Annotated in this window: 13 protein-coding genes; 4 read left to right on the forward strand and 9 right to left on the reverse strand. The window is 63.9% G+C overall.

Annotated elements, in window-relative coordinates:
* Positions 1 to 1,350, forward strand: a complete 1,350-nt coding sequence (gene hpnE, locus KIT79_12080; protein MCW5830040.1) for a hydroxysqualene dehydroxylase HpnE — start codon at positions 1 to 3, stop codon at positions 1,348 to 1,350.
* Here the strand turns inward: hpnE and KIT79_12085 are convergent.
* Positions 1,340 to 2,203 carry a hypothetical protein gene (locus KIT79_12085; protein ID MCW5830041.1) on the reverse strand — a complete coding sequence of 288 codons (864 nt, stop codon included), beginning with the start codon at positions 2,201 to 2,203 and terminating at the stop codon, positions 1,340 to 1,342. The two genes, hpnE and KIT79_12085, sit on opposite strands and share 11 nt — an antisense overlap.
* 148 nt (positions 2,204 to 2,351) lie before the next feature.
* On the reverse strand, positions 2,352 to 3,890 hold the full coding sequence (locus KIT79_12090) for a hypothetical protein (protein ID MCW5830042.1): 1,539 nt from the start codon (positions 3,888 to 3,890) through the stop codon (positions 2,352 to 2,354).
* Between the two features lie 233 nt (positions 3,891 to 4,123).
* On the opposite strand from KIT79_12090, the gene KIT79_12095 reads away from it, so the two are divergent.
* A complete protein-coding gene (locus KIT79_12095) occupies positions 4,124 to 5,680 on the forward strand; it encodes a B12-binding domain-containing radical SAM protein (GenBank protein ID MCW5830043.1) in 1,557 nt (518 codons plus the stop codon).
* Here the strand turns inward: KIT79_12095 and KIT79_12100 are convergent.
* From KIT79_12100 to KIT79_12110, 3 genes are read right to left on the reverse strand one after another with little or no spacing between them, the layout of a single operon-like run.
* Entirely contained in the window at positions 5,677 to 6,378 is a 702-nt protein-coding gene (locus KIT79_12100) for a TlpA family protein disulfide reductase (protein ID MCW5830044.1), read from the reverse strand. The genes KIT79_12095 and KIT79_12100 overlap by 4 nt on opposite strands.
* Positions 6,375 to 6,617 (reverse strand): glutaredoxin family protein, encoded by a 243-nt coding sequence (locus KIT79_12105; protein ID MCW5830045.1) that lies wholly within the window; start codon positions 6,615 to 6,617, stop codon positions 6,375 to 6,377. Before KIT79_12105 ends, KIT79_12100 begins: the two co-directional genes overlap by 4 nt.
* A gap of 25 nt (positions 6,618 to 6,642) precedes the next feature.
* Positions 6,643 to 8,682: a GAF domain-containing protein gene (locus tag KIT79_12110; GenBank protein ID MCW5830046.1), complete on the reverse strand. Its 2,040-nt coding sequence runs from the start codon at positions 8,680 to 8,682 to the stop codon at positions 6,643 to 6,645.
* Positions 8,683 to 8,838: 156 nt separating this feature from the next.
* Here KIT79_12110 and tadA point away from each other — a divergent pair, with 156 nt between their 5' ends.
* Entirely contained in the window at positions 8,839 to 10,644 is a 1,806-nt protein-coding gene (gene tadA / locus KIT79_12115) for a Flp pilus assembly complex ATPase component TadA (GenBank protein MCW5830047.1), read from the forward strand.
* On the forward strand, positions 10,631 to 11,671 hold the full coding sequence (locus tag KIT79_12120) for an NAD(P)-dependent glycerol-3-phosphate dehydrogenase (GenBank protein MCW5830048.1): 1,041 nt from the start codon (positions 10,631 to 10,633) through the stop codon (positions 11,669 to 11,671). The genes tadA and KIT79_12120 overlap by 14 nt, the downstream gene beginning before the upstream one ends.
* A gap of 3 nt (positions 11,672 to 11,674) precedes the next feature.
* Here KIT79_12120 and KIT79_12125 read toward each other — a convergent pair whose 3' ends face one another.
* The 4 genes from KIT79_12125 to KIT79_12140 all read right to left on the reverse strand — a co-directional run bounded on the left by KIT79_12125 (position 11,675) and on the right by KIT79_12140 (position 24,592).
* Complete coding sequence (locus KIT79_12125) at positions 11,675 to 12,415, reverse strand: FecR domain-containing protein (GenBank protein ID MCW5830049.1); 741 nt, start codon at positions 12,413 to 12,415, stop codon at positions 11,675 to 11,677.
* 110 nt (positions 12,416 to 12,525) lie between these two features.
* Positions 12,526 to 20,247 (reverse strand): PD40 domain-containing protein, encoded by a 7,722-nt coding sequence (locus KIT79_12130; GenBank protein ID MCW5830050.1) that lies wholly within the window; start codon positions 20,245 to 20,247, stop codon positions 12,526 to 12,528.
* Positions 20,244 to 20,834 carry a DUF1318 domain-containing protein gene (locus KIT79_12135; protein ID MCW5830051.1) on the reverse strand — a complete coding sequence of 197 codons (591 nt, stop codon included), beginning with the start codon at positions 20,832 to 20,834 and terminating at the stop codon, positions 20,244 to 20,246. The genes KIT79_12130 and KIT79_12135 overlap by 4 nt, the downstream gene beginning before the upstream one ends.
* Positions 20,831 to 24,592: a hypothetical protein gene (locus KIT79_12140; GenBank protein ID MCW5830052.1), complete on the reverse strand. Its 3,762-nt coding sequence runs from the start codon at positions 24,590 to 24,592 to the stop codon at positions 20,831 to 20,833. Before KIT79_12140 ends, KIT79_12135 begins: the two co-directional genes overlap by 4 nt.
* Between the last annotated feature and the right edge of the window lie 27 nt (positions 24,593 to 24,619).

Consider the following 24,619-nt stretch of genomic DNA (forward strand, 5'->3'; position numbering starts at 1 on the left):
GTGCCGCCGCCGGACGTCCTCATCGTGGGCGGCGGCATCGCTGGCCTTGCGGCCGCCACGGAACTGGCCGACAGCGGCCTTCGGCCCCTCATTCTGGAAATGCGCGCCGACGGCGGCGGACGGGCGTCGTCCTTCAATGATCCGGCCAGCGGAATCCGGGTAGACAACGGGCAGCACCTTCTCATGGGCTGCTATGCCGAAACGCTCCGGTTTCTGGAACGTATCGGAGCACGCGGCGACCTGATCTTCCAGGAACAGCTCGAAGTGAACTATCTCGGCGACAGCAAGGGGCCCGGACGGATGCGGGCGCTCAACCTGCCCGCCCCGTTGCATCTGCTGGGGGGGCTGCTCACTTTCAACCTGCTGTCATGGCGCGAGCGGTTCCAGACCCTGCGCGTGGGACTGGCCATCCAGTTCGGCGGCTCCGGCGGAGCCGACGAAAGCGTACGCGACTGGCTGACACGGCTCGGTCAGAGCAGACGGGTGCAAACGGTCCTGTGGGATCCGATCACCATTGCCACCCTGAACGAGGAACCCGAACGCGCCTCCGCGGAACTGCTCCGCGAAGTGCTTCGCATCGCCTTCTTCAGCTCCAGGGAGGGCTCCCGTCTGGTCATACCCGCCACGCACCTCAGCGATCTGTACGTGGGCCGGGCGAAGTCATGGCTCGCGGCTCGCGGGTCCGAATTCCGCCCGCAGGCCCACGTGTCCGAAATCCTGTTCGATAGCGGCAAAGTGGCAGGGGTCCGGCTCCGGAGCGGGGAAACCATCCTGTGCGGCCGGGTGATATCGGCCGTGCCGGCACATCCCCTGCTCAGTCTGCTGCCCCAGGGAATACGGAGCGAGGCGCCCTTCAACAGGCTGGAGGAGCTTTCCGGCTCGCCGATCGTCAGCGTCAACCTGTTTTACGACCGCCCGGTGACGGACGACCCGTTCGTCGCGCTCCTCGACAGCCCGATCCACTGGGTATTCAACCGCCCCAGGATACTGGGAGAGAAAAGCCCGCAGCTTCACCACTACGCACTGATTGTGAGCGGCGCCCGGACCCTGCTCGACGTGCCGAACGACAGGATTTGCGCCGATGCGGCCCGCGAGATGGTCCGGGTCTTCCCTCTGGCCCGCGAGGCGAAACTGGTCCGGTCCGTTGCGGTCAAGGACCGGGAGGCGACATTCGCCCAGTTCCCCGGCGTCAACGGCATACGGCCGGGGCCGGTGACACGGCATGAGGGTTTTTATCTGGCCGGAGACTGGACCGGGACACGGCTTCCGGCGACCATCGAGAGCGCCGCCCTGAGCGGGCATCAGGCCGCCCGGGCCCTACTGGATAAAGGCCAACCTGTCAGGGGCTGACGACCTCGATATCCAGCCGGACGGCCGCCCCCTCCACCTTTTGCGATTTCACAATGACCTTGTAGGGAAAGTCCGCCATCCGGGCACGCAGGTTTTCGAGGTCAGCGGCGAGCCGCTCCGGCGTCGTCCGGAATTCGCCGCCAATGGCATAAGGTACCGACCCTTCGAAGCTCTTGCGTACCGATCTCTGAACGTCCTCGGTGGAGCTGAATGACAGGTTCCGGACCACGTTCAGTTCCAGCTTCCACGAGGTATTGACGTGAAACCCGCGGCCCGCGAGCGTCTGGCGGACTGCCGCCATGTTCGCGCTGAATGCCATCTTGATCCCTTCGGGCGCTTCCTCGACCGTGCTTTCACTAATTGCCCTGTCTATGGCGGACTTTATCGCCGAGATGCCGGCGGCCGGGACATTCTTCATTCCGCCAGGCACCGGAAGCCCTGAAAACACGGCCGGGACCAGTTCATCAACGGCGGCCGAGCGCATCCGTTTCGTCTCGCTGCCCTGGACAGTGATGGTGGAGGCGGCAGCCGGATTGAGTTTCCGGCCAATCACCTTCTGGGGCCATTTCTGGACCGGAGCGGCTGCAACTGGCGGCGGTTCCGGATCTGGCGCCGCCGGGACTGGTTCAGGGACCGGAACCGGTGCTTCGACCGGAACAACGGGCTGTGCAGGGACGGCGGCGGCTGGCGGCGCGGCTTCAGCCGGGGAGCCCGGCGATCCAAGCCGCCAGGGAGACTGGGATGACGTAAACATCCACCACGCCGCACCGCCGGTTCCAAGGCCCGCGATGGCCACCAGCACCGACACGACGATCGGCGCTCCATAGGAGGGACTGTTGGCTGGACCGGCCATGTGCGGTCATTGGTACCCCGTCCGGCACTAGCCATGCAAGCACCCTCATCCGGCCTCGCCAAAAGAAACGGGCGCTCCGGGCCGGGAACCCGGAGCGCCCATGGAACATAAGGGACATGCACCCTTTGCGGGTGCAGGGGTGGCTGTTTTACCAGTCCGCCTGGAAGCGGGTCTGGAAGGTGTGCAGGGCACCCTTCGGCACGTAGAGCGTCAGCGAGTCGGTGTTCCTCACAACCGAGTAGATGTAATTGGACTTCAGCATGAAGTTCGGCGTGAGGTGCCAGTTAACGGCAAACGCGTAGTTGTCCAGCTTGCCGCCATCGCCGTTGACCGACGGGTACGGATTGGATGCCGTGGGTGGCGGGAGTATCTGGTTCTCGCCCGCCGGCGAGTCAGCATGCGCCGTGTTCACCAGCGCAGCGGTCGAGCGGCCCGGCACATCGCCATCAATCAGGTTCAGGTGCGACCAGCGGAAGGCGAACTCCCAGGCGCCAATCCCGCCGTCCTTGAAGGCGATCTGCTTGAGGACTGGCCGGCCGAATGTTCCATTACTGTAGGTCCGGTTGCCATTCAGCATGTAGGAACCCTGGAGATAGGTTCCCCACAGGAACGGGTTTCCCATTCCGCGCCGGGATACATGCGATATCATGTATTCACCCTGCAGCGAGAACGACTCAATCTGGGCAGCGTACTCAAATGAGTACTGGGCAAGCTTCCTGACCGAACCCAAACCGCCCTGTCCGAACAGGCCGGGGTTGGTAGCACTGGCGCCTGGGCCGATGCTCCGCATGGAGCCGGTCTGGACCAGGGCCGGGCCCTGGTTGATCTCGGGCCGGGCGCTGAATGCCACTGTATCCTGCTGCGGCGCGGAAAGACGGTAAGAGAAACCGAGGTGGAGCAGCTCAGCACCCTTGTCCTCCAGCAGCGGTGCCCAGGTGAGCCGGGCCGTCAGGTCGTAATCCTTGTCGTCGATCTGCCGGATCCGGGACGGTGTGTTGGGCGGCGCAGGTACCGCGGGCGAGGCCGTTACCGGCACCCGGTGGTTGGCTCCGGTTACCCGGAATACGCCCACCGTTGCGGTGGCAGTCTTGTTCAGAAGGCTGGTGTTGCTGATTGCAAGGCCCATGTCGCGGCTCGGAGCAAACGCCAGGGTCGGCGAGCTGCGTTCCATGAACGTGATGAACCGGCTGGTGGTGAGCTCTTCCAGACTCCACGGCTGCTTGAAGTGGCCGAAGGTCACGTTGAAATCACCGGGCAGCTTTCTCAGCCGGATGTAGGCATCTTCAAACGTCGCCGCGTTACCGGCAAAGTTCGGCTGGAACTTGAATTCAAAGTGGTTGTACACCGTGCAGCCGATATCGAGACGGCCGGTCCGGATATTGGTACCGTCCTTGAATGGATACCCGCCCACGGCGCCCAGCGCCGGGACAGCCGGGAACGGCGGGGTAGCCGGAGTCGCCGTTGTGGCTGGAGCGAACGGGCCGTTCGCGCCTTCCAGCGCGCTGTTGCCGTTCATCCAGTAGGCATCGAAATAGATACGGCCGCCGAGGGCGCAGCTTGCCTCGTCGCTCTTCAGCTTGATTCCGTCCTTCCATTCGACCTTGAAATCGCCTGCGCTGGCTGCCCGTGAAAACGCGAGAACCATTCCCGCAACGAGCCAAATCCTGACCTTGTTTCTGGTGTCCATCCGTAACTCCCTTTCAGTGTTGACGCGCATCCGGCTACAGGGGGCCGCAGACCGGATGACGGCGGGCAGCCTATGCCTGCCGCGTGGCGGAATGATGGAAACCGTGTGACGGGGACGTGACAAGCACCGGAACGGTCACCATAAGGGCCTTAGCGGCCTCTGGAGGCACCGTGTTACGGATCATGGACGCCGGAGGGGGTTTCCCCCTAGAATCGTTCCAAGATGGCCGACAGATGAAGATTCTTCTCGTCAACCCGCCGACGACCAACGTCCATGTGCCGGAAAACACGCCGCTGGGGCTTCTGTACCTGGCACAGGCGGTCCGTGATATCGCTGATCCGTGGGTGATCGACTTCGACGCCATGAAGCTTCCCGCTGGCGGGATGCTGCGCCGCCTGACGGAAGAACGGCCCGATCTTCTCGGCATCACCTGCACGACATACAGCTTCAAGGCCCTTGTCGAGATCACCCGGTTTGTCCGCGAGCAGTTGCCTGAAACCCGGATCGTGATCGGCGGCCCGCACGTGACTGCCTATCCGGAGCAGGCGATGAAAGAGGCCGCTCCCGACTGGATCATTACCCGGGAAGGCGAACTGGCATTCCGTGATCTGGTACTGGGTCTGAAAGGCGAACAGTCCTGTCCAGCGCCCGGCAGCATCATCGAGGGCACTCCGCTGGAGCCGATCGAGCGTTTCGGCTTTCCTGCCCGCGATCTCCTGGAACCCGGACTGTATGGCTACCTGGGGAACCATCCCCGGCACGTGGCCCCCGAGGCGGTCATGCTCTGGGGACGGGGCTGCCCGCACAAGTGTACCTTCTGCTCGGATGTCGTGTTCATGGACCGGAAGACCCGGTTCCGGCCCGCGGACGCCGTGCTGGACGAAATCGGCGAGCTCAAGCGTCTCGGGTTCAAGGAGATATTCGTCTACGACGACGAACTGGCGGGAATGAACCCGGTGGAAAACGCCTGGATCGCCGAGATATGCAGGGGGATCATCGCCCGCGGCTATAACGACCTTGTATTCAAGTGCCAGGGCCGGTGCTCGAAGTTTGCCACCCAGGAGATGCTCGACCTGATGGCCGAGGCCGGATTCCGGACCATCATGTGGGGCGTCGAGAGCGGATCGCCCGCTGTTCTCCGCGCAATCCGCAAGGGCACGACGCGAGAAGCGATCGAGGAAACGATGGAACGATGCCGCAAGGCCGGTATCGAGCGGTGGATGTTCCTCATCATCGGATTCCCGCAGGAAACCGCCAGCGATCTCCAGATGACCTGCGACCTGGTAGAGAAGGTGAAGCCGGAATACGTGCAGGTGACCTTCGCCACGCCCTATCCGTCGGCGCTCAGCGAGCAGGCCCTCAGGGAAAACCGCGTCCAGAACTGGGATATCGACACCTGGAATACGCATCGCCCGGTGATCCGCTGCGACCACCTGACCGACGACGAGCTGATCGCCTGGCGGGAAAAGATACTGGCCGCCTGCGACCGCCACCACCGCGTCGAGCCGCAACCGGGCATGCATGTCGCCGAGGAAGCCATCGGAAACTCCTGCTATTCGGGCATGGTCGTGGGGCTGGATGCCGCAAAGGGCCTGCCTTCAGGAGACCGGATTCCGCCCCGTGTGCCCCAGCACCGGATCCCGACGTGGGATGACCACTGGGAGGCGACCAAACTGGCCTGGAAACGGCAGGGCCTCGGTGGCATCTACCAGAAGGCGGTCCGGGCCTTCCAGCGCCGGTTCACGGACCGTTCCGTCCCGCCCGAAAGCCTGTTCATGGGACAGGGCTAGTTCGGCGAGCTGCGTACATCGCGGGTCCGATCGGAAAGCTGCTCACGGGAACCGCCGACCAGCGGGTCATCACTGCCCTCGATGCGCCCGCCGGCTTCGGCCAGCTTGACGACAAAATCCACCACCTCGCTGGAAGCCCAGTCCACCGGACCAAAAATCTTCTTTGCCACGTTGCCTTCCAGATCAATCACGTAGGTTTCGGGATAACGGAACGTCCCGTACCGCCGGGCGATCCGGCTGTCCTTGTCCCAGATGACCGGCATGGAGATGTTCAGGCGTCCGGTGAAGTCCCGGGCAATGCTCTCGCGGACATCCTCGTTGATGGCGATCAGTTCCACACCCTTGTCGCGGGTCAGCCGGTACAGCTGCTCCAGGTCGGGCATCTCCTTGATACACGGGTCGCACCAGGAGGCCCAGAAGTTCAGGATGATCACGCGCCTGCCCCGTTCGGCGGCCAGATCGAAGGTTTCGCCTGTCAGGAAGGTTCCGGTAAAGACCGGCGCCTCTTGGCCGGGCAGCGGGAACCGGTTGTCCATGTCCTTCGGAAACCGGAGGAACATGCCGGCTACCACGGCCACGGCAATGCCCAGAACCACCAGAAAGCCGGTAATGGACGGCTTTTCGGCCTCACGCGGCAGGGCGCCAGGAGCGTTGGGTTCGGTTTTGCCTGCGTCTGTCATCAGCTTCACCACGGTCACGGCTCAATGGCCAGCGCCTTCTGCAACGCATCCCGGTCCAGCCGGTAACGGCAGACTTCCCTGCCGTCCACTTTGACCACCGGGATGTGGATTTCAAGCTCGGACAGGAGGCGGGCGTCGGCTTCGATATTGATCTTGTGAACCCGGAAACCAAGACCAGCCGCCAGCCCTTTCAGTTCCTTTTCTGCCTCATCACAAAGGCAGCAGCCGGGGCGGCCATAAAGCTCAACCGTTTTCACAAGACCATCCGGCGCCAGCCACCGGTCAGTTCGTCCCCTGCCAGTCGATCTGCTTGACCGGCTTCATTCCCTTGAACTGCTCGTAAACCCGGTTGTTCACGAACAGCTCGAACAGGTCGCGGTCCAGATGGTTGGCATCCACTTCCGCCTTGATGATCTCCAGCGCCTTCGGGATAGGCATGGGCGGCTTGTAGGGACGGTCACGGGCCGTCAGGGCCTCAAATATGTCGAGAAGCGCCAGAATCTTGGCCTGAGTGAGAAGCTGCTCGCTCTTCAGGCCATGCGGATAGCCCGTTCCGTCGATCTTCTCGTGATGGGAACCAGCGATGTGCGGGACGTTCTTGAGGGACTTCGGCCAGGGAATCTTCCGCAGGATTTCCCAGGTGTAGGCAATGTGGCTCTCGATGATCTCGCGTTCCTTTCCGGTCAGGTTCCCCCGCCGGACGACCAGGTTCTCGACCTCGAATTCGCCGAGCAGCGGCTTTACCGTGCCATCGGTGTCGGTCATCGTCCGCTTCGAGATTTCCTGGACCTTGGCCACTTCCTCGTCCGAAACGAACCCCCGCTTGTTGATGTCCATCAGCAGCAGGATTTCCGACTGGATGCGGTCGATGTCTTCCTTCACCTTTCCCGCCGGCTCGTCGCCGGGCCTGAGATCCCCCGCCCGGTAAGCGGCTTCCATCCGCTGGAACTTGAGCATTTCGAACCGGCGGCGGACGGCTTCCATCTGCTCGGGCGCAAGCTTGTGGGCCTTGGTGAGCACCGCCTCACGGACTGCGATCTTGCCCACGTCATGCAGATAGCTGGCGTATTTGAGTTCCCGGAGTTCCTCGTCGCTGAACTTCACCCCCGCAAACGGCCCCGATGTCTGCTCGTTGATGATCCGGGCCATCGTCTGGGCGTACTGGACCAGACGGTAGCTGTGACCGCCAGTGGCCGTATCCCGGTATTCCAGTGTGGCGGCGAACGACTGGGCCAGCGCCTCGAACAGTTTTTCCACGTCGTCGATCAGTTTCACCTTCTCGATCGAAACGGCCGCCTGCGAGGCCAGCGACAGGAGCAGCTGGCTGTCGGCATCGTCGAATATCGTGACGTGCCGGGGGGTATCCTCCGGCTTGTCGAGAATGGTTGCGAAGTTCTTCTTCTTGTTGATGAGCTGGATGACGCCCGTGATCTCGCCCCGGTGATTCCGCATCGGTACCACCAGCATTGACACGGAACGGTAACCCGACTTCTTGTCGAAACCGGAGTTGAACGAGAACGGCGAACCTTCCGGCAGGCTATAGACGTCGGCGATGTTCAGTATCTCGCCCTTGGCAGCCACATAGCCCGAAATGGACGCCGTGCTCACCGGCATGGCGAACGAGACAAACGGGATGCTGAGCGAATCGTTCTGCGAGCAGGTGAACCGGAGCTGCTTCGGGAACTCCTTTTCACGTCGGTACGGCAAGGGCGGGTTCTTCTGGTTTTCCTCGGGCTCACCCTCCTCGATGAGATAGAGCGAGCCCGCGTCGGCACTTGTCGCCCGCCGGCACTCAAACAGGATCATGTCCAGAAGCCGCTGCAGGTTGCTTTCGGTCGAAAGGGCCGTCCCGATCCGGTAGAGCTTGTCGATCTGGTCGGAGGCGCGGCCAAGCCGGGCCTCCATGTCGCCCAGACGCAGGCTTGAGCCCACCAGTTCCAGCGAGTTCAGCACCGACAGCGCCAGCGCATCGGGATCAATCGGCTTGGAAACGAGTTCCGTCACCCCGAATGCCTTGACCAGTTTCTGGTTATGGGCACGCCGTCTGGGGGAATACATTGCCACCACCCGGTGCGGAGAACTGCGGCTGGCGAGAACCTTGGCAAGCCCCCTGGTGTTGGCAGGCAGATGATCGAGATCCATGACCACGGCCGCCGGGAAATCGTGCTGAAGCGTTTCCTCCAGACTCTCGACGTCTTCGACCCACAGTTTCGGCGTGCCGGCCGGTATCTCCTTGCTCGCCCTGGAGACGGGGACGGAGCGTTCAACCGCCAGGAAGATGACGGACGGGCGCTGGTCTTTCGCCATTGACGCGGTGCTCATCGGTTTGCCGATCCCCTTATATAGGCGCTTCAGAATGCCGCCGGTTCGCCCTGCTGCTGTGCTATCCGGTGACAACGCTATCACACCGTTCCGAAACGGCAAAAGCAGGGGAATACCCCGTTGCCCCACGGACTCCGGGGGAGTACCTTAAGAAGCGTGACCACTCCGAACCGGATCACTGTGCCCGCCCTGACCCAGATGCTGCTGAAGGGAGGGCTGATCGAGGCCGAGGCCGCGCGTGAAATCACATCCAGCGAGCGGACGCTCGCGGATGCCATTTCCAAGGAACGCAGCGCCATGTATTCGCGTCTGGGCCTCACGGGCGAGGCAGCCCGGCCCTCTCCGGTGGATATCGTCGCGCACCTGAACCTCCAGATTCCCGCCCAACCCGGCAAATACCTGAACGAGGACCGGATAGCCCAGTTTCTCGCCGAAACGTACAAAATCCCTTACAAGAAAATCATTCCGCTGGAACTGGACCCCAACTTCGTCACGACCCAGTTACCCAAGGCCTATGCCCAGCGGCATATGGTCATACCCCTGTCGAATGACAACGGCGTGACCGTCGTGGCCATTCCTGACCCGGCGGCATTGCCGGTACTGCAGGAACTGGAGCAGCGGCTTTCCCGCAAATTCAGGCCCGTGATCTCCTCGCGCTCGGACATCCTCAAGGTCATCAGCGAGTTCTGGGGCCTCCGGCAATCACTGGAGAAGGCAAAGCACGAGTTCCAGGGCGAGACGGTGGACCTGGGAAACCTGGAATCCCTGTTCGATCTCAAGGCCGGCTCAGAAATCGAGGCCAACGACCGGCAGATCATCCGGATCGTTGACTACCTGTTCGCCTATGCCATCGACCAGCGGGCAAGCGACATCCACTATGAGCCCAAGCGGGACCGCGCATCCATCCGGCTGCGGATCGACGGCCATCTGCACGAGGTCGTCCAGCTTCCCCGCCCGGTTCTCAATGCCATCGTCAGCCACATCAAGACCCGCGCCCGGCTGGATATCGCCGAAAAGCGCCGTCCGCAGGACGGACGCACGAAGGTCTCCCATTACGGCCGGGAGGTGGAGATGCGCGTCTCCATCGTCCCGGTGGCATTTGGCGAAAAACTGGTCATCCGACTTCTGAACGCCAGCGCCTACCTGCAGCCACTGGACAGCCTCGGATTCTTCCCGCGTGACCTGGTGCAGTTCCGGTCCATGCTCGCTTCGGCGAACGGGCTCGTCCTCGTCACCGGTCCTACCGGCAGTGGAAAGACGACAACGCTCTATTCGGGTCTGAAAGAGGTGTCCCGACCTGACCTCTCCATCACGACAATCGAGGACCCTATCGAGATGGTGATCGAGGAGTTCAACCAGATCGCCGTCAATCCCAAGATCGAGCTCAGCTTCGCCGATGCCCTGCGGGTGGTGCTCCGGCAGGATCCCGACATCATCATGGTGGGCGAGATACGCGACCCCGAAACCGCACAGGCCGCCATCCAGGCGGCACTCACCGGCCATCTGGTGCTGGCAACGTTGCACACGAACGACGCTCCCACGGCCGTGACGCGGCTTCTGGACCTTGGCGTGGAGGACTACCTCATCGCCTCCACGGTGATCGGCGTGGTCGCCCAGCGTCTGCTCCGCTCGGTCTGCAACGATTGTGCCGAGGCGGCCTCGCTCACACCCGAGCAGATGGAGGAGCTGAAACTGCCCGCCAAGGGCATGCCGCCGCTGCCGGTCAAGAAGGCCATCGGCTGCCCGGCCTGCCGCTATTCCGGCTATCAGGGGCGGGCCGGCATCTATGAAGTGATGCCGATGACGGACAAGATCCGCAAGCTGGTGAGGACCAATCCCGACGTGGTGGAAATCCGCAAATCCTCCATTGATGACGGCATGATCACGCTCCGCGAAGCAGCCGTCAAGAAACTCGCCATGGGCGTCACCACGTTCGAGGAAGTGCTGCGTGCCACCGTCTGAGGTCCATCCCCCAAAATCGGTAGCAGTGGTGGGGGCCGGTTCATGGGGGACCGCGCTCGCCCACCTGCTGGCGTCCAAGGGCTACGAAGTCCGTATCTGGGGCAGGGACGCCGACGTGGTGGAAAGCCTCAACCGCCGCCACACGACCAAATACCTCCCCGGCGTCAACATACACCCCAGCCTCCGGGCCACGGGGGAGCTCACTGAAGCGGTCCGGGGCGCGTCGATGGTCGTGGGGGCCGTTCCGAGCCAGTTCACTCGGAATGTCTTCGAGCAGGTCCGCGATCACCTGTCACATGACGCCATCGTCGTCATCGCTTCCAAGGGCATTGAAACCACGACACTCATGACCATGAGCGAGGTGATGCAGGATGTCCTGCCGTTCGAGCGGCATGGCCGCCTGTGCTTCATCTCCGGGCCGAGCTTCGCCCTCGAAGTAGCCAGGGGTTTTCCCACCGTCGTCACGGTGGCCGGCGAGAACCCGCGTATCGCCCGGACGGTCCAGCACTGGTTCCATGCGCCCTCTTTCCGGGTGTACACGAGCTATGACGTGGTCGGGGTGGAACTGGGCGGCGCACTCAAGAACGTCATCGCCATCGCAGCCGGGGCGCTGGAAGGCATTGGGGCGGGAAACAACATCCAGGCGGCCCTCATCACCCGCGGCATCGCGGAAATGACCCGGCTCGGCATCAAGCGGGGGGCCAATCCCCTCACCTTCGCGGGACTCACGGGCATGGGCGACCTCATCCTCACCTGCACGGGACAGCTCTCGCGCAACCGGAGCGTCGGCCTTCGGCTCGGCAGGGGCGACAAGATCGACGGCATTCTCAAGGGAATGGACCAGGTGGCCGAAGGCGTCGAAACCTCGCGCTCGGCCTATATGCTCGCCCAGAAGGAAAGCGTCGAGCTGCCCATCATGGAGCAGGTCTACCGGGTGCTGCATGAGGGCAAGGAGATCCGGCAGGCCATCCAGGACATCATGGCCCGTGAGCTGAAGGCGGAACTGGACTACCTGACGAGCGGATAAAAGCTAGTTGGCGTCCCGTCCCTGATTCCACCGGGTCCATTCATCGTTAAGCGTCTTCTCGCTGATGGGTGCGATTGCGGGCGGCGGCCCGCCCGCGAGCCCCACTGTCACCGACTGGCGCGTCTGGATGAGCAGCTTGGTCCACTCCTCGCGGGAAATGTCACGCGGTCCCGGCACGTCACGCGGGGCGACGATAATCTGCCCCGGTTTGGGCACGTCAATCGGCCTGAACGGGTTGTAGACCTCGACCGCTCCCTTGAATACGTCGATCTTCAGGTTGTCGCCCGTGACGGCGTAGTTGAACACCGTTCCGCGCACGGCGGCTCCGGCAAAGGGCGAGTTGATCTTGAAGTCGTCGTTCGCGCCAAGCGCCGAAATGGACGCCCAGACCTGGCCCTGCTCCACGTCCAGCTGGATATCGCGCTTCTGCTGTTCCTGCTCCAGCAGCTTGACGAGATCGACGATGGTGTTCTCGTCCAGTCGGACCGTCTTGCCCGATTCGATGGAAACTTCCGCCCGGGACTTGCGCTTGGTCTGCATGGTGTCGCCCGATTCGACGGTGGACTTCTCCGGCACGGGAACCCAATCGGTTCCGGCCTTTTTCTTTTCCGTCTCGCCGCGAACATATGTCACCAGCCCCCGCTCGTCGGCGGCATCCGTGCCCGCGGCCAGCTGGAAGCTGAAAACCACGAAACCGGACAGGACCACGGCGAACGAAACGGCGGCGGATTTGAGCGGACTCATCAGAACTGTCTCCTGCTTGCCCGTGCTTCCCCTTCAGGAAGAAGCCGGCACTTCGGGCCGGACGCTATTAGAACCTGCCGGAACGGGCAATTTCGGTGATTCACGTTACATTATTCCCCGGTGGAGGCAATTGGTCCGTAAAGCGCCGTACCGGCCCAGGCGAACGGGTGGCCATACGTCCCGTCCAGATCACGGGCCGCGCCGAGGAAGGCAGCAGCCGGCAACTGCCCCTTCTGCAGTGCCCCATACCCCTGCCGGTAGATCCGGGCGCCCACTGCGCCCCGCCGCCAGCCAGGCAGCACCCACGGATTCCGTGCGCCCCGCATGAGTGATGGCGCCCGGAGCGCCAGAACCGTAACCGAATCCGGCGGTACGCCACCGTCCATCACGCTTGCCGAGAGGGATGTGCTCTCGATCACGGAAATCCGGTCCGGCCCGCAGGTAACACCGGCCGGGGAAACCGGCGAAATCCTGAGCCGGTCGGCGCAGTGGAGCCAGCCCCGCGCAGGCCCCCGCGTTTCGATCACGGTCCGTTCCTGTCCGAAGAAATCGGCGCCGCCCCGGCTGTCGAGATCCAGCCCGAAGCCAGCCCGGACCCGTGACGGGTTCGCCCCGGCCATGCGACTCCGGTCCGGACGGAACTCCTGACGGACGGCTACCGGTTCCAGTTCCCACAGTGCCCCCAGCGACGACACGGCGAGCCGGGGAGACCAGACACCTCCATCCTGCCGGCGGGCCCCCAGCAGTGGGGCCGGAAGCTGCTCCAGCAGCCCGTCAGGCACCAGCATCACGGCAGCGCCCGGTGGAAGGGTATCCAGCAGCGTCCGGATTTTCCCGGGCAGGAACTTCTCCCGGAAGGAATCCCATACCGGTTCGTAGCGGCCCTGTGAGCGAACTGTCTCGGCAAGGGTTGGAACGGTTCTGGCCAGCGATCCGGGTTCGAACGTCAGCTCCGAGGCATCCACCCCGCGGCTGTCCAGCGTCCACCAGAGAATGGCTCCCTCTCCATCGAGATCGACCGGAACCAGCACCACCGAACCCGGAGCGACTCCGGGCAGCGAAAAGTCCGGACTGTCGCGGAGAAGCGCCAGCGCCGGGTGCGCCCCCGGCGGCATGGCAACCGGGTATCTGCGCCGGGCACTCACCGCCTCTGCCACCCGGTCATGCCAGGCAGCACCCGGGACACCATCGGGCAGAAGGACCGGCTCCAGCGCGCGACGGGAAAGCCCCGTTTCCCACATCCGGTCCCGAAGGAGTTTCCGGCGGCCGCGCTCCCAGAACCGGAGGGCCGCGGGAGGATCGCCGGCCGACAGTTCGCGGGCCGCCCGGCGGAATATGGCGGCCTTGGCCACGGCGAGCCCCGACCGCGCTTCCGTGGCGGGCGAGGACGGAGGTTCCAGAAGCCATGCCTCGGCGGCTGAAACAGCCGGGAACGGTGCAGCCGTCCGCGCAATGAGGCCGGGATCGCCCAGTTCCCGGGCGGCGGTGTGCAGGGATTCCATGTCTTCTCCGCCAGCATTTTCCAAGCGGGATGCGCGAAGCCAGCGAAGTTCAAGTTCGGTCCTGCGGTGGCCGCTGGCGGCAGCGGAGGCGACGGCTTCATCCAGAAATTTCCGACCTTCCGCCATGCGGCCTGAATCCAGCGCAATCAGCGCCAATTGCCTGAGAGCGCCGGAAAGTCCCGCCGGATTTTCCCGTTGCCGGTCGATCCCCGCCGCTTCAGCGAGGTAAAGCCGTGCCTCATCGTGCTGGCCGAGCACACGAAGCGATGTCCCGAGTGTGACCAGAATGGCAGCCACCCGGCCGGGATCGGCCTCACGGCGCGCATGAACGAGCGCCCCTTGCGAAAAACCGACCGAAATCTCCTCGCGGCCCAGTGACCAGTAGAGAAGTGCCGCGAGGTTAAGCAGGTCGGCGGCGGGGCCATCGCCCGCAGGGGCCGCCAGCGACGCCGGCCTTTCCTTAAGGAGCGGCGCGATAACTTCTATCGCCGAATCCGGCCGCGCCAGCTGCCTCAGGGCCGTCGCCCGGTAGAGCCGCGCCTGAAACTCCAGCTCCCCCAGCCCGCGCCGCGCCGCCTCGGTGGCGAGTTCTCCCAGCGCGGTTTCGGCAACCTGATACCGCCCGCGGGCACTTTCCACGAGCGCCAGTGTGAGCCGGTTGCGGAAAACCGCCTGCTCCAGCGCGGCGGTTTCGTCTCCAGGCTGGGGAGAGCCCTGTGCCTGACGCAGCAGAGACGATGCAATCCGGATGGCCGCCTCCAGGTCGGCCGCCGCACCGTCGTGGTTTTCCGTCTGTTCGTATTGCACGCGGCCGCGGTTGAACAGAAGTTCGGCACGGCTCGCTGCATCGCCAGCGGCCTCCGCATGAGCGATGGCCGATGTATACCGCTCCACCGCCGCTTTCCCCTGCCCCGCGAGCGCGAGCCCCCGCCCCCATTCGGATTCGATCACCAGCAACATCTGCCGGTTCGCCCCCGCCGCCCGAATGGCATCCTCGAACCGCTCGAAGGCATCTTCAAACCGGTTGGCGCGCAGGTAGTCCTGACCCGCGAAGTACAGGGCCTGAGCCGCCTGCACCGTAGCGCCCGCTTCGGCGTAGATCCGCGCGAGCCGGTCCTCGTATGCCGCCGCCCGCTCCCACTCGCGCATCTGCTTGAGGGCATACACCGCCGCATTCAGCATCTGGACCAGCGTGCGCGGATCGACACCGATCACGTCCATCGTCGTCACGGCCCGCTCGGCGGCCAGCGCCGCCTCCGGCCAGCGTTTTCCGGCTGCCCCGGAAGCCGCCCGGTTGGCAAGATCGTTGATGAGCGTCCGGGCAAAGGCATTCACGCTGCCAGCGTCAATGCCCGGATATCCGAAAAACGCATACCGGCTGAACGCGGTAACGCTGTCCTGGGCCTTCCGCCAGATTTCGGCCGTGCGGGGAGCCTGCCACCGGAGCGTCTCACGGTAGAAAGCAGCCCACGCCTCCAGTTCATCCTCCGGCCGGGCGGCACCGGTTCCCAGAATCACGGCCGGAGCGCCGGCATAGGCAGCCATCTCCATGAAAACCTGCCGCTCCAGCGGGTGATCCGGCTGGAATCCGGTCACCACCCACAGGTGCGGCTCACCGGAAAGCGACGTGAACCTTGTGACTGGCAGACGCCCGCCGGACAGCTCCAGCGCGGTTTCGCTGCCACGCCCGGTCACCGGAGAGAGCAGGTGAACGAAGTGATACTGCCCGGCGAGATTCGACGCATCCGCGACAAAGGCATCCGGTCCGTTGTCGTCGTAGAAGAAGCCCCGGATACCGGGGATGGCACCAGCGAGCGTTTCCAGCTGTTTCTGGAGTTCGCGGGCGCGGGGAGCCGAACCGTCACGGACCGCCGCGCTGGAGACGAGCAGCCCCCGCCGCTTGTTGATGTTCCGGCGGGCAAAAGCCGTGACGTAATGCGCGGCAGACACGTATCGTGATGTGACTGGCACGGGGGGTGCAGCGGCCGACACCCAGTGCGTCACCGTCCCCGGACCGTCTCCAGCTGCCAGTGCATCCATGCTGGCCAGAACAAAATGACGATCGTTCATGATGATGAACGATTCCTCCCGGCCTTCCAGCGCGAAAACGATCCGCTCGTCCGGGCCCAGATCGTACTGGATATCGGATGCCTTCGGCGGCCTGACCGACAGGAGATAGCCAAGTTCTGGCGCTTTATCCTGAATCGTCCCAAGTGCGGCGGCGTACCGGGTGCGGGCCTGATCGGCCGCCCGCTGGAGTTCCCGGAACCTGGCCAGCGACTTGCCCGACGCTTCCCGTTCAGGAACTGCCAGCAGGGCCGATACCGCCTCCGTCCATTTATCCGACGCCTCGCGGAACTCCCTGAACAGATCCCGGTCAGCCTCCCGGCCAGGCGGCGTGAGGGAAGTCCCGAGCGTCCAGATGGTACTGATCCGGCGGGATCTCTCCTCATATTCGACCAGCTTTTCCAGATCGGCCTCTTTCGCCGTCCCGGCGGCTTCCCGGTACAAACGGTCCGCTACTGCCCCCAGTGTCCGCCGGAGCGCGCGGCTCCGGATACCGGCAGGAAGGAAGGACGGCTGCCAGGGGCCGGACTGATCCAGATGCGAGACAAACCGGCCGCAGGCAGCCGGTTCATCGAGGAGTTCGCACCGCATCGCATCCCCCCACAAACCGGCATCACCAACGCGATAGAGGCTGGCCAGTTCGGAAAACTCGGTCAGGGATTCAGCCACGCCTTCCGGAAGTCCGGCAGCCGAAAAAGCCCAGGCCTCGTCGAGCAGGCCTGTGAGGCGTTCCCGCACAGTGGAACGGCCGGTCAATCTTTCGTAGTCGGCAAAAACCCGGCGGGCCCGTATCAACCGTTTCAGCGGAAGAAGCCTTTGGGCCGCATCGGCATCCGGTGGCATCGTCCGGAGCAGCACCAGCCCGCTCAAGGTGAGGAGATCCGCCATTATGCGGAGATCCACTGCCGCTCCCTGTGCCTTGCGAGCGTCAATATCCTTGAGAAGCTGGTTCGTCCGGCCGGTCCACAGACCAGCACCCTCTTCGCCGGGATTTTCCACCAGCAGTGCCATCCGGCTGGCCACCACGGTCGCCTGCCCTGCGATATCTCCGAATTTGACCGCCAGTTCATAGGCGTCGTCAAAACGCTCCAGCGCCCCTGCCGTATCGCCTGACCGGTAGAGCATCGCACCCAGGCGGCTAAGTGCGGAGGCGCGCTGCCGGTTGCCGTCAATATCGTCGGCGGCCGGTTTCACTTCCAGCATCCGTTCGGCGGCGGCAATGGCCCCCTCCCGGTTGCCGATAGCCTCCATCGCCCGGCTTCGCCAGGTTTCGCCGAGCCGTGTCTCGTCACGGACGCTGAAGCCCCACGGCGCATCCGTCGCCGTGACTCCCAGCTTGATGGCGAAGGTCGCCGGGGAAGCACCGGCCCGGCGATCTGTTGCCTTCGCATTCCGGGAAAGCGCCAGTTCCCATCGCTCCAGTTCCCGGAGCGTTCCGGCATGATCTCCCATGCGGTACCGCTCGATGGCCAGGTTCCGGGCGAGTATGTGTTCCGAACCTGTCTCGCCCAGTTCCTCCGCCAGCGCCCCGGCGGCCTCGAACGCTTGAGCGGCTTCCGATGGCTGCTCCGTCACCTGGTAAATCAGTCCGAGATAGCCGGTAATCGCCAATTCAAACCGCCGGTCACCGGCCTTGCGGGCCATTTCCAGCGCCACCCTTGCGGCACCGACTGCTTCCCCGAATCTTTCAGCATGGAACAGGGTCCGCATCCACCTGTCGGAGAGCAGCAGGGCCCGCCGTTCATCCCGCGGGTAGTCACCGGACCGGAAATACCTTCCGAGGAATTCCGATGCATCCCGGTAGTTGGGAGCCGGGAAATCGAGGAATGCCAGTCCGATAGCGAGTTCCAGTTCCCGCTCCCTTTCCGGCTGTCTCCCCTGCCGGGCGTATACGAGGGCCGTCTGGTAGGCGGTGATGGCATTTTCCAGATGGCCCGCGCTCTGGCGGGCCGAGAATGTCGCGCCCTCCATGATAAGGAAATGCTCAAGCATCTGGTACAAGTACCCAAGAAAATGGTGCAGGTCGGGCCGGTCAAACCGGAACGCCAGGGCATCCTCCAGATACGATATGGCCCGCTCAGCCCCGCGCTTCGACCGGTCCTGCCTCCATGCCTCCAGGGCGGCGACGTAGCGGCGGGTGGCTTCATCCCTGACTGGTGGGAGCGTATCCGGGGACCGCGCCGGTTCGTGCTCCGTAGCAGGGGAAAATCCCAGGGCGTAGTGCGCCTCCGGGCAGTCGGGATCAATCCGGAGCGCAAGTTCAAGCAGCGGCCGGCGGTGGGCTTCCGTATCCGGAGGGAGCCGGGCGGCGAGGTACAACAGCGCATCCACCAGCGCCGTCGCCGCCTCAGGCCCGGCTCCGGCAAGTTCCTGCTGGTGCTCGAGCAGCATGCGGCTCTCGCCAGACTGGACTGCAAGTGCGATGAGCGCCGGGGCCCAGTCCCTCCGCAAGGCAGGATCGGCAAGATACAGGCCGCGACTGGCCGTCAGTTCCAGTTCCGCTGACCTGAACTGGCCCGTCTCGCGATAGACCCCGGCGACCTTCAGGCCGACCCGGCCGCGCAGGTAATCGGGAGCATCCAGTTCCAGCCGCCGGAGCGCGGCAATCCGGTCCTCGGGCGCGGCGTAGAGCTCCGATGCGAGCCGGATCATCCGCTCGGCCGCCTCAAAACGGACACTTTCCACCGGTCCGTAGCTTCGGACCACCGCCCTCAAAAGGTCGATTGCCGCCGACTGCTCGCCCATTTCGGCAAATATCGCCGCCCGCTCCAGTGTCGCCGCACCGGCGATATCACGCTCGCTACCGTACTCCGCTTCCACGCGGCGGAATGCATCCAGTGCAGCCAGAGGCTGGCGATAACCGCCGTAAAGGCGGCCCAGTTCCAGCAGCGCGAATGCACGGAGCGGCATTTCCAGCCCTCTGTTCTCCACGCGGGAGCGGAGTCCGGTTTCATATTCCCCGAACGCCGTGACCAGTTCCGGATCGTCCAGCGGAAGCCCTGTGGCGCGGAGAATCTGCTGGTCGAGGGAAATCTTGAGAATCTCCGCCCGGCGGGCCCAGTAGTCGCTACTTCCCTGGATCATCCTTTCCAGTGCAGACAGGGCGGGCCCCCAGAGCCCCAGCTTCAGGAGTTCCTCGGCACGGTAGTAGTGGGCTGCCCGGGCAGTATCCTCTCCGAATATCTCCGGAATCATGCGCCGCCAGGCGAGCAGCCGGTCTGCCGGACCCGGAACCGCACGGACCACGGCCAGCGGTTCCTCCATCGAATCCGGGGGACGCTGGCTGTAGGGAAGACTCCAGAGGTTCAGCTGCCCGGACCTGTCCGATGTAACGACGAGCCGGCCGCCCGCGGTAGCCGGCAGCGTGGCCGTGCTGGCCGACGAAGTGAGCGCCTGATAGTCACGTCCGGCCTTTCCAGTGGCGGTATCGAACGACACGGACCACAGCGTCGTACGGTCGGCGGTGTCGATCACCCCGTCCATATTGGTATCATCGGCGAATACCACCAGAAAGATGCGGCCGTCGCCAAAGACCGCCATCGCCTCTTCAAAGGGCAAGTCCGTCAGCCGTGCTGCCCTGCCCAGCTTCATGCCATCCCTCGGCGCCACCTCGATCTGGCGGCGGTTGCGGCTCCTGCGGGTGAAGACCACCCAGCGGCCGTCGGGCGAAACGTCGGCACTGTACGCACCCGAAGGGCCGATACTGCTGAACTCGCCCGTTTTCGTGTCGAAAACTTCCAGACTCCGGCGGCTTCCAGTCACCCGGGTGACCATGAGCCGGCGGTTATCCAGCCAGACCGGGTCTTCCTCACCGGAGCCCGCCTGGCCGGGAGGGACGGAGACATTCCTTTCGCCTTCCCGGAAATCGGTAACGGCAAGATCTCCATACGCATCTTCCCGACGGGTGATGAAGGCGATCCGTTTCCCGTCCGGCGAAATTGCCGGTGCATAGTCCGCCGCTGAATGGCTGGTGATCTGGACTGGCGCAGCGGCTGTATCGAGATCGACCGACCAGATATCCCAGTTTCCCGACCGGGCCGATACGAATGCCAGCTTCTGTCCATCGCGGCTCAGGGCCGGATCAAAATCGCCGCGATGATGGACCGACACCGGAAGCATGGGTGGATTCAGGTATTCGGCGAGTGACGCGGCGGGAGCTTCCACGGCGGGGCGGGCAGGCTGGAACCACTGCCGCTTGCGGGCACAGCCCGAATGCGGCACCAGCAATACCGCCGCCAGGCACAGCACAGCCAGGGATTTCACTTCATCTGTTCCCACTGTCCGGAGGGTGTTTGCACCCAGTCCCCGGTCCGGGCACCGTCCCGGTAGAGCCTGGCGAATACCGCTTCCACTTGCGGCCGGTCGATTTCCGAGAGATTCGGATTCATCGAGATCACGCCATCAACGATCGTTCGCCGGTCGGTATTCTCGTCGGCCGCTATCCGTTCGATCCGCTGCCGGTCCCGGTCAGCCGCCGGCAGGCGATTGGCAAAAACGAACAAATAACCCGTGTTCGCTTCACCCACGAAACCGGCTGCCTTGATCTGAAGCAGTTCATCCCGCTGGTATTCCTGATGCAATACCGCCTTGAGGACGTTTTGCCGGACCAGCGAGAGGCTTTCGGCAGGAGCATCCGCCGCGGTCAGTCCGGACATGTCGCCCCGGACATCCACGCCCGGAACAGCAGCCAGAAACCGGTCGTCACGGCGAAGATATTCGTAAGTGCCCAGGACCTGGTTTTCCAGCGCGGTTTTCTCCGGCAACCCGAGGATGACGATCGTCGGGTTGCAGCCTCCCGCCAGGAGAGCGAGCAGCGCCAAGGCCCCTGCCAGCATCAGTCCGGGTTTCACTGTGTCCCCTGCTTCCGCCGCAGATTGTCCATGATGACGGCCAGCGGTATCCGGTTGATGTGCTGCTCAAGCTTCAGAACCGTCCGGCCCAGCACCGGCAGCAGCAGCCGGATTGCCGCGCTCGTGAAAAAATCCCCGATATTGCGGGTGATGAGCCGGGGTTTCAGCGCCACGATCATGTTGAGATATCCGTGCTCGGCCCGCATGAACACGTAGTCAGGAACCAGACCTATACCGAGTTTTTCGCGGATATTCTTCATCTGCGGGTCCGTCCGTTCCGGATCCATGAGGTCCAGAAGGCCGTCGAGGGCTTCCTTTCCGATCCGCGTAACGTTGATCCGTGCGTCCACTCCGCCGCCGGGAGCCAGACGCAGACTGACGTTCTGGTTCACGAGGTAGTCTCCGGACATTACCTGAAAGCTGCTCCGGCCCACCATGAGTGTTTCCGTGTTGAGACGCGACATGGAACCTTCCAGCCAGAGCGACGTGGCCGGATAGTAGTGCATCTCGAGCTCGGCGATCAGCACCCCCTCCAGCAGCCTTGCCTCCATCTGGCGGCAGCGGATCACATCCCCGTCCACGGTAACGACCGCCGAAAAATCATCCACCCTGGCTGTTCCGTACAATGCCTCCTTGAACCGGAGCGGTTTTCCGCCGGGATCGATCCAGGAGAGTCTCCGTTCCAGTATGGACAGGGCTTCCGGCGGCACACCGTGCTCACGTACCGGCTGGATCACGAGGCCATCCGGTCCCATCCGGGCGATCAGGACGGCCGTGACCGGTCCGTTGATTTCCCTGACCTGAAGCCGTTCGCCCATCCGCACCGAGACGTTATCCATGTCGGCGCTGCCCGCCAGTTCGGCTTCCTTCAGGCTGTGCAGGTTGATCCGGAGGTTGCCGCTCACCCTGCCGCTTCCCGACAAACCCCGGCCGGCCGTCATTGCGGCGTCCTCGACCTGCAACCCGTATGATATCCGGAAACCGGCTCTCGGTTTCGACAAAAGCTGCTCGAAATTCCCGGTACCTTCGGCGGAGAACCCCGCAACCGGCTGGGCAACGGTAAACCGGTCCAGTTCGATCTGATTGAGATTTGCGTAGCTCAGGCGAGCCTCGGCTTCAGTATCCTCCAGAACCTTTTCGGCGCCAGGCGTGAGAATCTCCTTCGCGGCAATCCTGGCATCCAGTTCCTGCCGTTCATTTCCGTTACGGAATACGAGATGTCCTGTTCCTCCCCGTACCGTCGTATCGCCCATTACGGCAGAAATGTCCGTCAGCGAAGCAATTCCCTCCAGCCGGATGGGAAGTTCGCCCGTCACCATCACATCCGGACCCGGCAACTGGCCAACTGCACGGATATCAGCCGTCCCGGTACCCTGTGGCCGGTAACGGGCGGCAGTCTGCCGGATGGTTTCCGGCATCCGGCGGACCAGGTTGGCCACCGAGAAGGGGTCAATGCGGGTACGGATATCGAGCCGCGGCCGCTGCCCGGATAAATCCGCCTCGCCCTCGATCCGGCCGTTCAGCGTATCCTTCAGGGTGAACGGGGCCGACAGTTCTCGCACGCGGCGACGACCCGGATCGGCCACCATACGGAGCCAGAACGAGATATCCGGTGCCGCATCGCTCCCGAGCGCGTCTATGATGACCTCCCTCGCCCAGAACTCCACCGCCGTCCGGATGAGCCCCGGCTGGCTTTCAGGAGTGAACGAAATTGTGGTCCCCAGTTCGCCGGCACGGTTACGGCCGTAGCGGACCTGGTAGGCGTGCCAGCCAATCTTGCCGAGCAACCGCTCCACCATCGCGCCAGCACCCATGCGCCCGGACAGTTCGCCGCTTCCTTCCAGCCTGCCGACCGCAAGGTTTCCATCCGGATCCGGCATCGAGAGCCTGATACTGGCTTCAGACTGGAAGTCCGACTGGAACGGCATGATGCTGCCAGATGCGCTGCCTTCGACACGCACTTCTCCGGCCAGCGAATCCAGGCCTGAGTGTTTCTCCTGCACCGGTTCGATCGCCCGGCCAAGACGCCCAAGGTCCATCTCAGCCGACACGGTGGCCGCAAATGGCGACGGGGCGGCGGCCGACACACGGCCACTTCCACGAACCGTCAGCCAGTCAGCGACACCGAACTGCGCCGCCTCCACGGTCAGGGACCGCGCCAGTCCGCTGAATACCGCCCGGCTCCGGAAAACCAGTGGCAGGTCGAGGGCGAGCAGTTGAGGAACGGTTACCCGCGCCCGCAGCAGTTCCAGCCGGACCGGATCGGCAGTGACCGTTTCCAGAGCGGCATCAGCCGAAAATGCCACCGATGCGTCCAGTCCGCCGCGGAAACGGGGGGCGGGATCACCCGCTTCGGCGACCAGAATGTCGGCGACAGTAGCCGACAGGGTTCCCTGAACGACGCCTTTCGGGGCGCCAGCCACGAGACTCGTCCTGATTCCTGCGATACTGAGTTCTGGCCCGTTAGTGGCTGATGCCATCTGGATTTCTGCATTTACCGAACCGGCTTCTCCACTCTGGAATATGCCCTGCGGGTGACGGTCACCGGGGCCCTGCCACTCGAACCGCTTCGAACTGATCCGGCCGGTGAGACCCTCCACGACGAGATTTTCCCTGGCAATCCGATCCGCCCTGCCGGACAGCTCCAGCTTTTCCACCGACACAGCCAGTGGCTTGAACCTGATCTCACCCTTCACGACGGGTGCGGCCAGTTCCCCGCCTCTCACGGAAAGCGAAGTGCCCAGTGCCTCGGCTGCCGGACGCAACGGATCGAACCTCGCGGTCAGCCCGCCATCGATGCCCAACCCCCGTTCGCCTTCCGGCAGCCGGAACTGCGCCCGGCCTTCCAGGATTTCTCCCAGCCGGAACCTGAAATCGTACCAGCCGGGCGTTTCAGCATTCCGGAGCGCAAGCGACGCCTCACCCAGCGGCAGGGATTTTCCGTCCCTGCGGATATCAAGGCCAGCGGTAGCCAGTTCCGCCGAAATGCCGGGAGCGGACGGGTTTGCCGAATCGAACTGCGACAGCAGGTGCCCGCCCAGCTCCGTTTCCACCAAGACGCCATTACCCAGAAACACTACTCGCAACCGGCCCTCACCAGCCGGAACAATCTTCACCTGTGCCGTCAGCCTCCCACCCGCCAACTCTCCGCCAAGTGCGGCACTGAAAAGACCGATTCGGGTCTCGCTGGAAGGGCTGTACACCGCAATCGATCCGTCATGGATATCCAGCGACGATATCCTGAACCGGACGGGCAGTTCCGGAAGCCCGCCTTTTTTTTCTGGTGCGCTCTCCGGCGGCGGAGAGGCGGGCCGGTCCCGGGCCGCGACGGCTTCCGCAAAACCCATCCGTCCATCCGGCAGGGTTTCCAGAACGACCGCCATCTTTTCAGCCACGATCCGGTCCAGATCAACAGTCCGGTTCATGATGGCAGGGAGCCACCACCGGACCTCCAGCCGGCCGATGGAAAGAACTTCCCGGTGCCTGAATGGCGGCGGAGCCAATAGACGGATGCCGTCCATAACCAGGGTACCGGTCAGGGTGAACTGGAGCGAATCGATCTCTATCTCGCCGGCAATCCGCCGGTTCACCTGTTCGACCAGCAACGACCGGAGACGGCCCCGGTCAGCATGCTCGGCATAAAAGAGCACCGCTGATGCCAGCAGGATGGGCAGGATGCAGAGTCCCGCCGCGCTCCACAGGACGAAGCGCCGCCAGCCTGAGCGGCGACGGGGAGCCCCTTGTCCGTGAGTCGCCAAGGCCTGCGCTCCCCTCCCCGGCGGCGG

This window comes from Deltaproteobacteria bacterium, assembly GCA_026129095.1.
In the GTDB taxonomy this organism is placed as follows: Bacteria; JAGRBM01; JAGRBM01; order JAGRBM01; family JAHCIT01; genus JAHCIT01.

Coding starts and splice junctions, on each gene's coding strand:
- KIT79_12085 (MCW5830041.1), bottom strand. CDS start 2,203: ATGGCCGGTCCAGCCAACAGTCCCTCCTATGGAGCGCCGATCGTCGTG.
- KIT79_12090 (MCW5830042.1), bottom strand. CDS start 3,890: ATGGACACCAGAAACAAGGTCAGGATTTGGCTCGTTGCGGGAATGGTT.
- KIT79_12095 (MCW5830043.1), top strand. CDS start 4,124: ATGAAGATTCTTCTCGTCAACCCGCCGACGACCAACGTCCATGTGCCG.
- KIT79_12110 (MCW5830046.1), bottom strand. CDS start 8,682: ATGAGCACCGCGTCAATGGCGAAAGACCAGCGCCCGTCCGTCATCTTC.
- KIT79_12125 (MCW5830049.1), bottom strand. CDS start 12,415: ATGAGTCCGCTCAAATCCGCCGCCGTTTCGTTCGCCGTGGTCCTGTCC.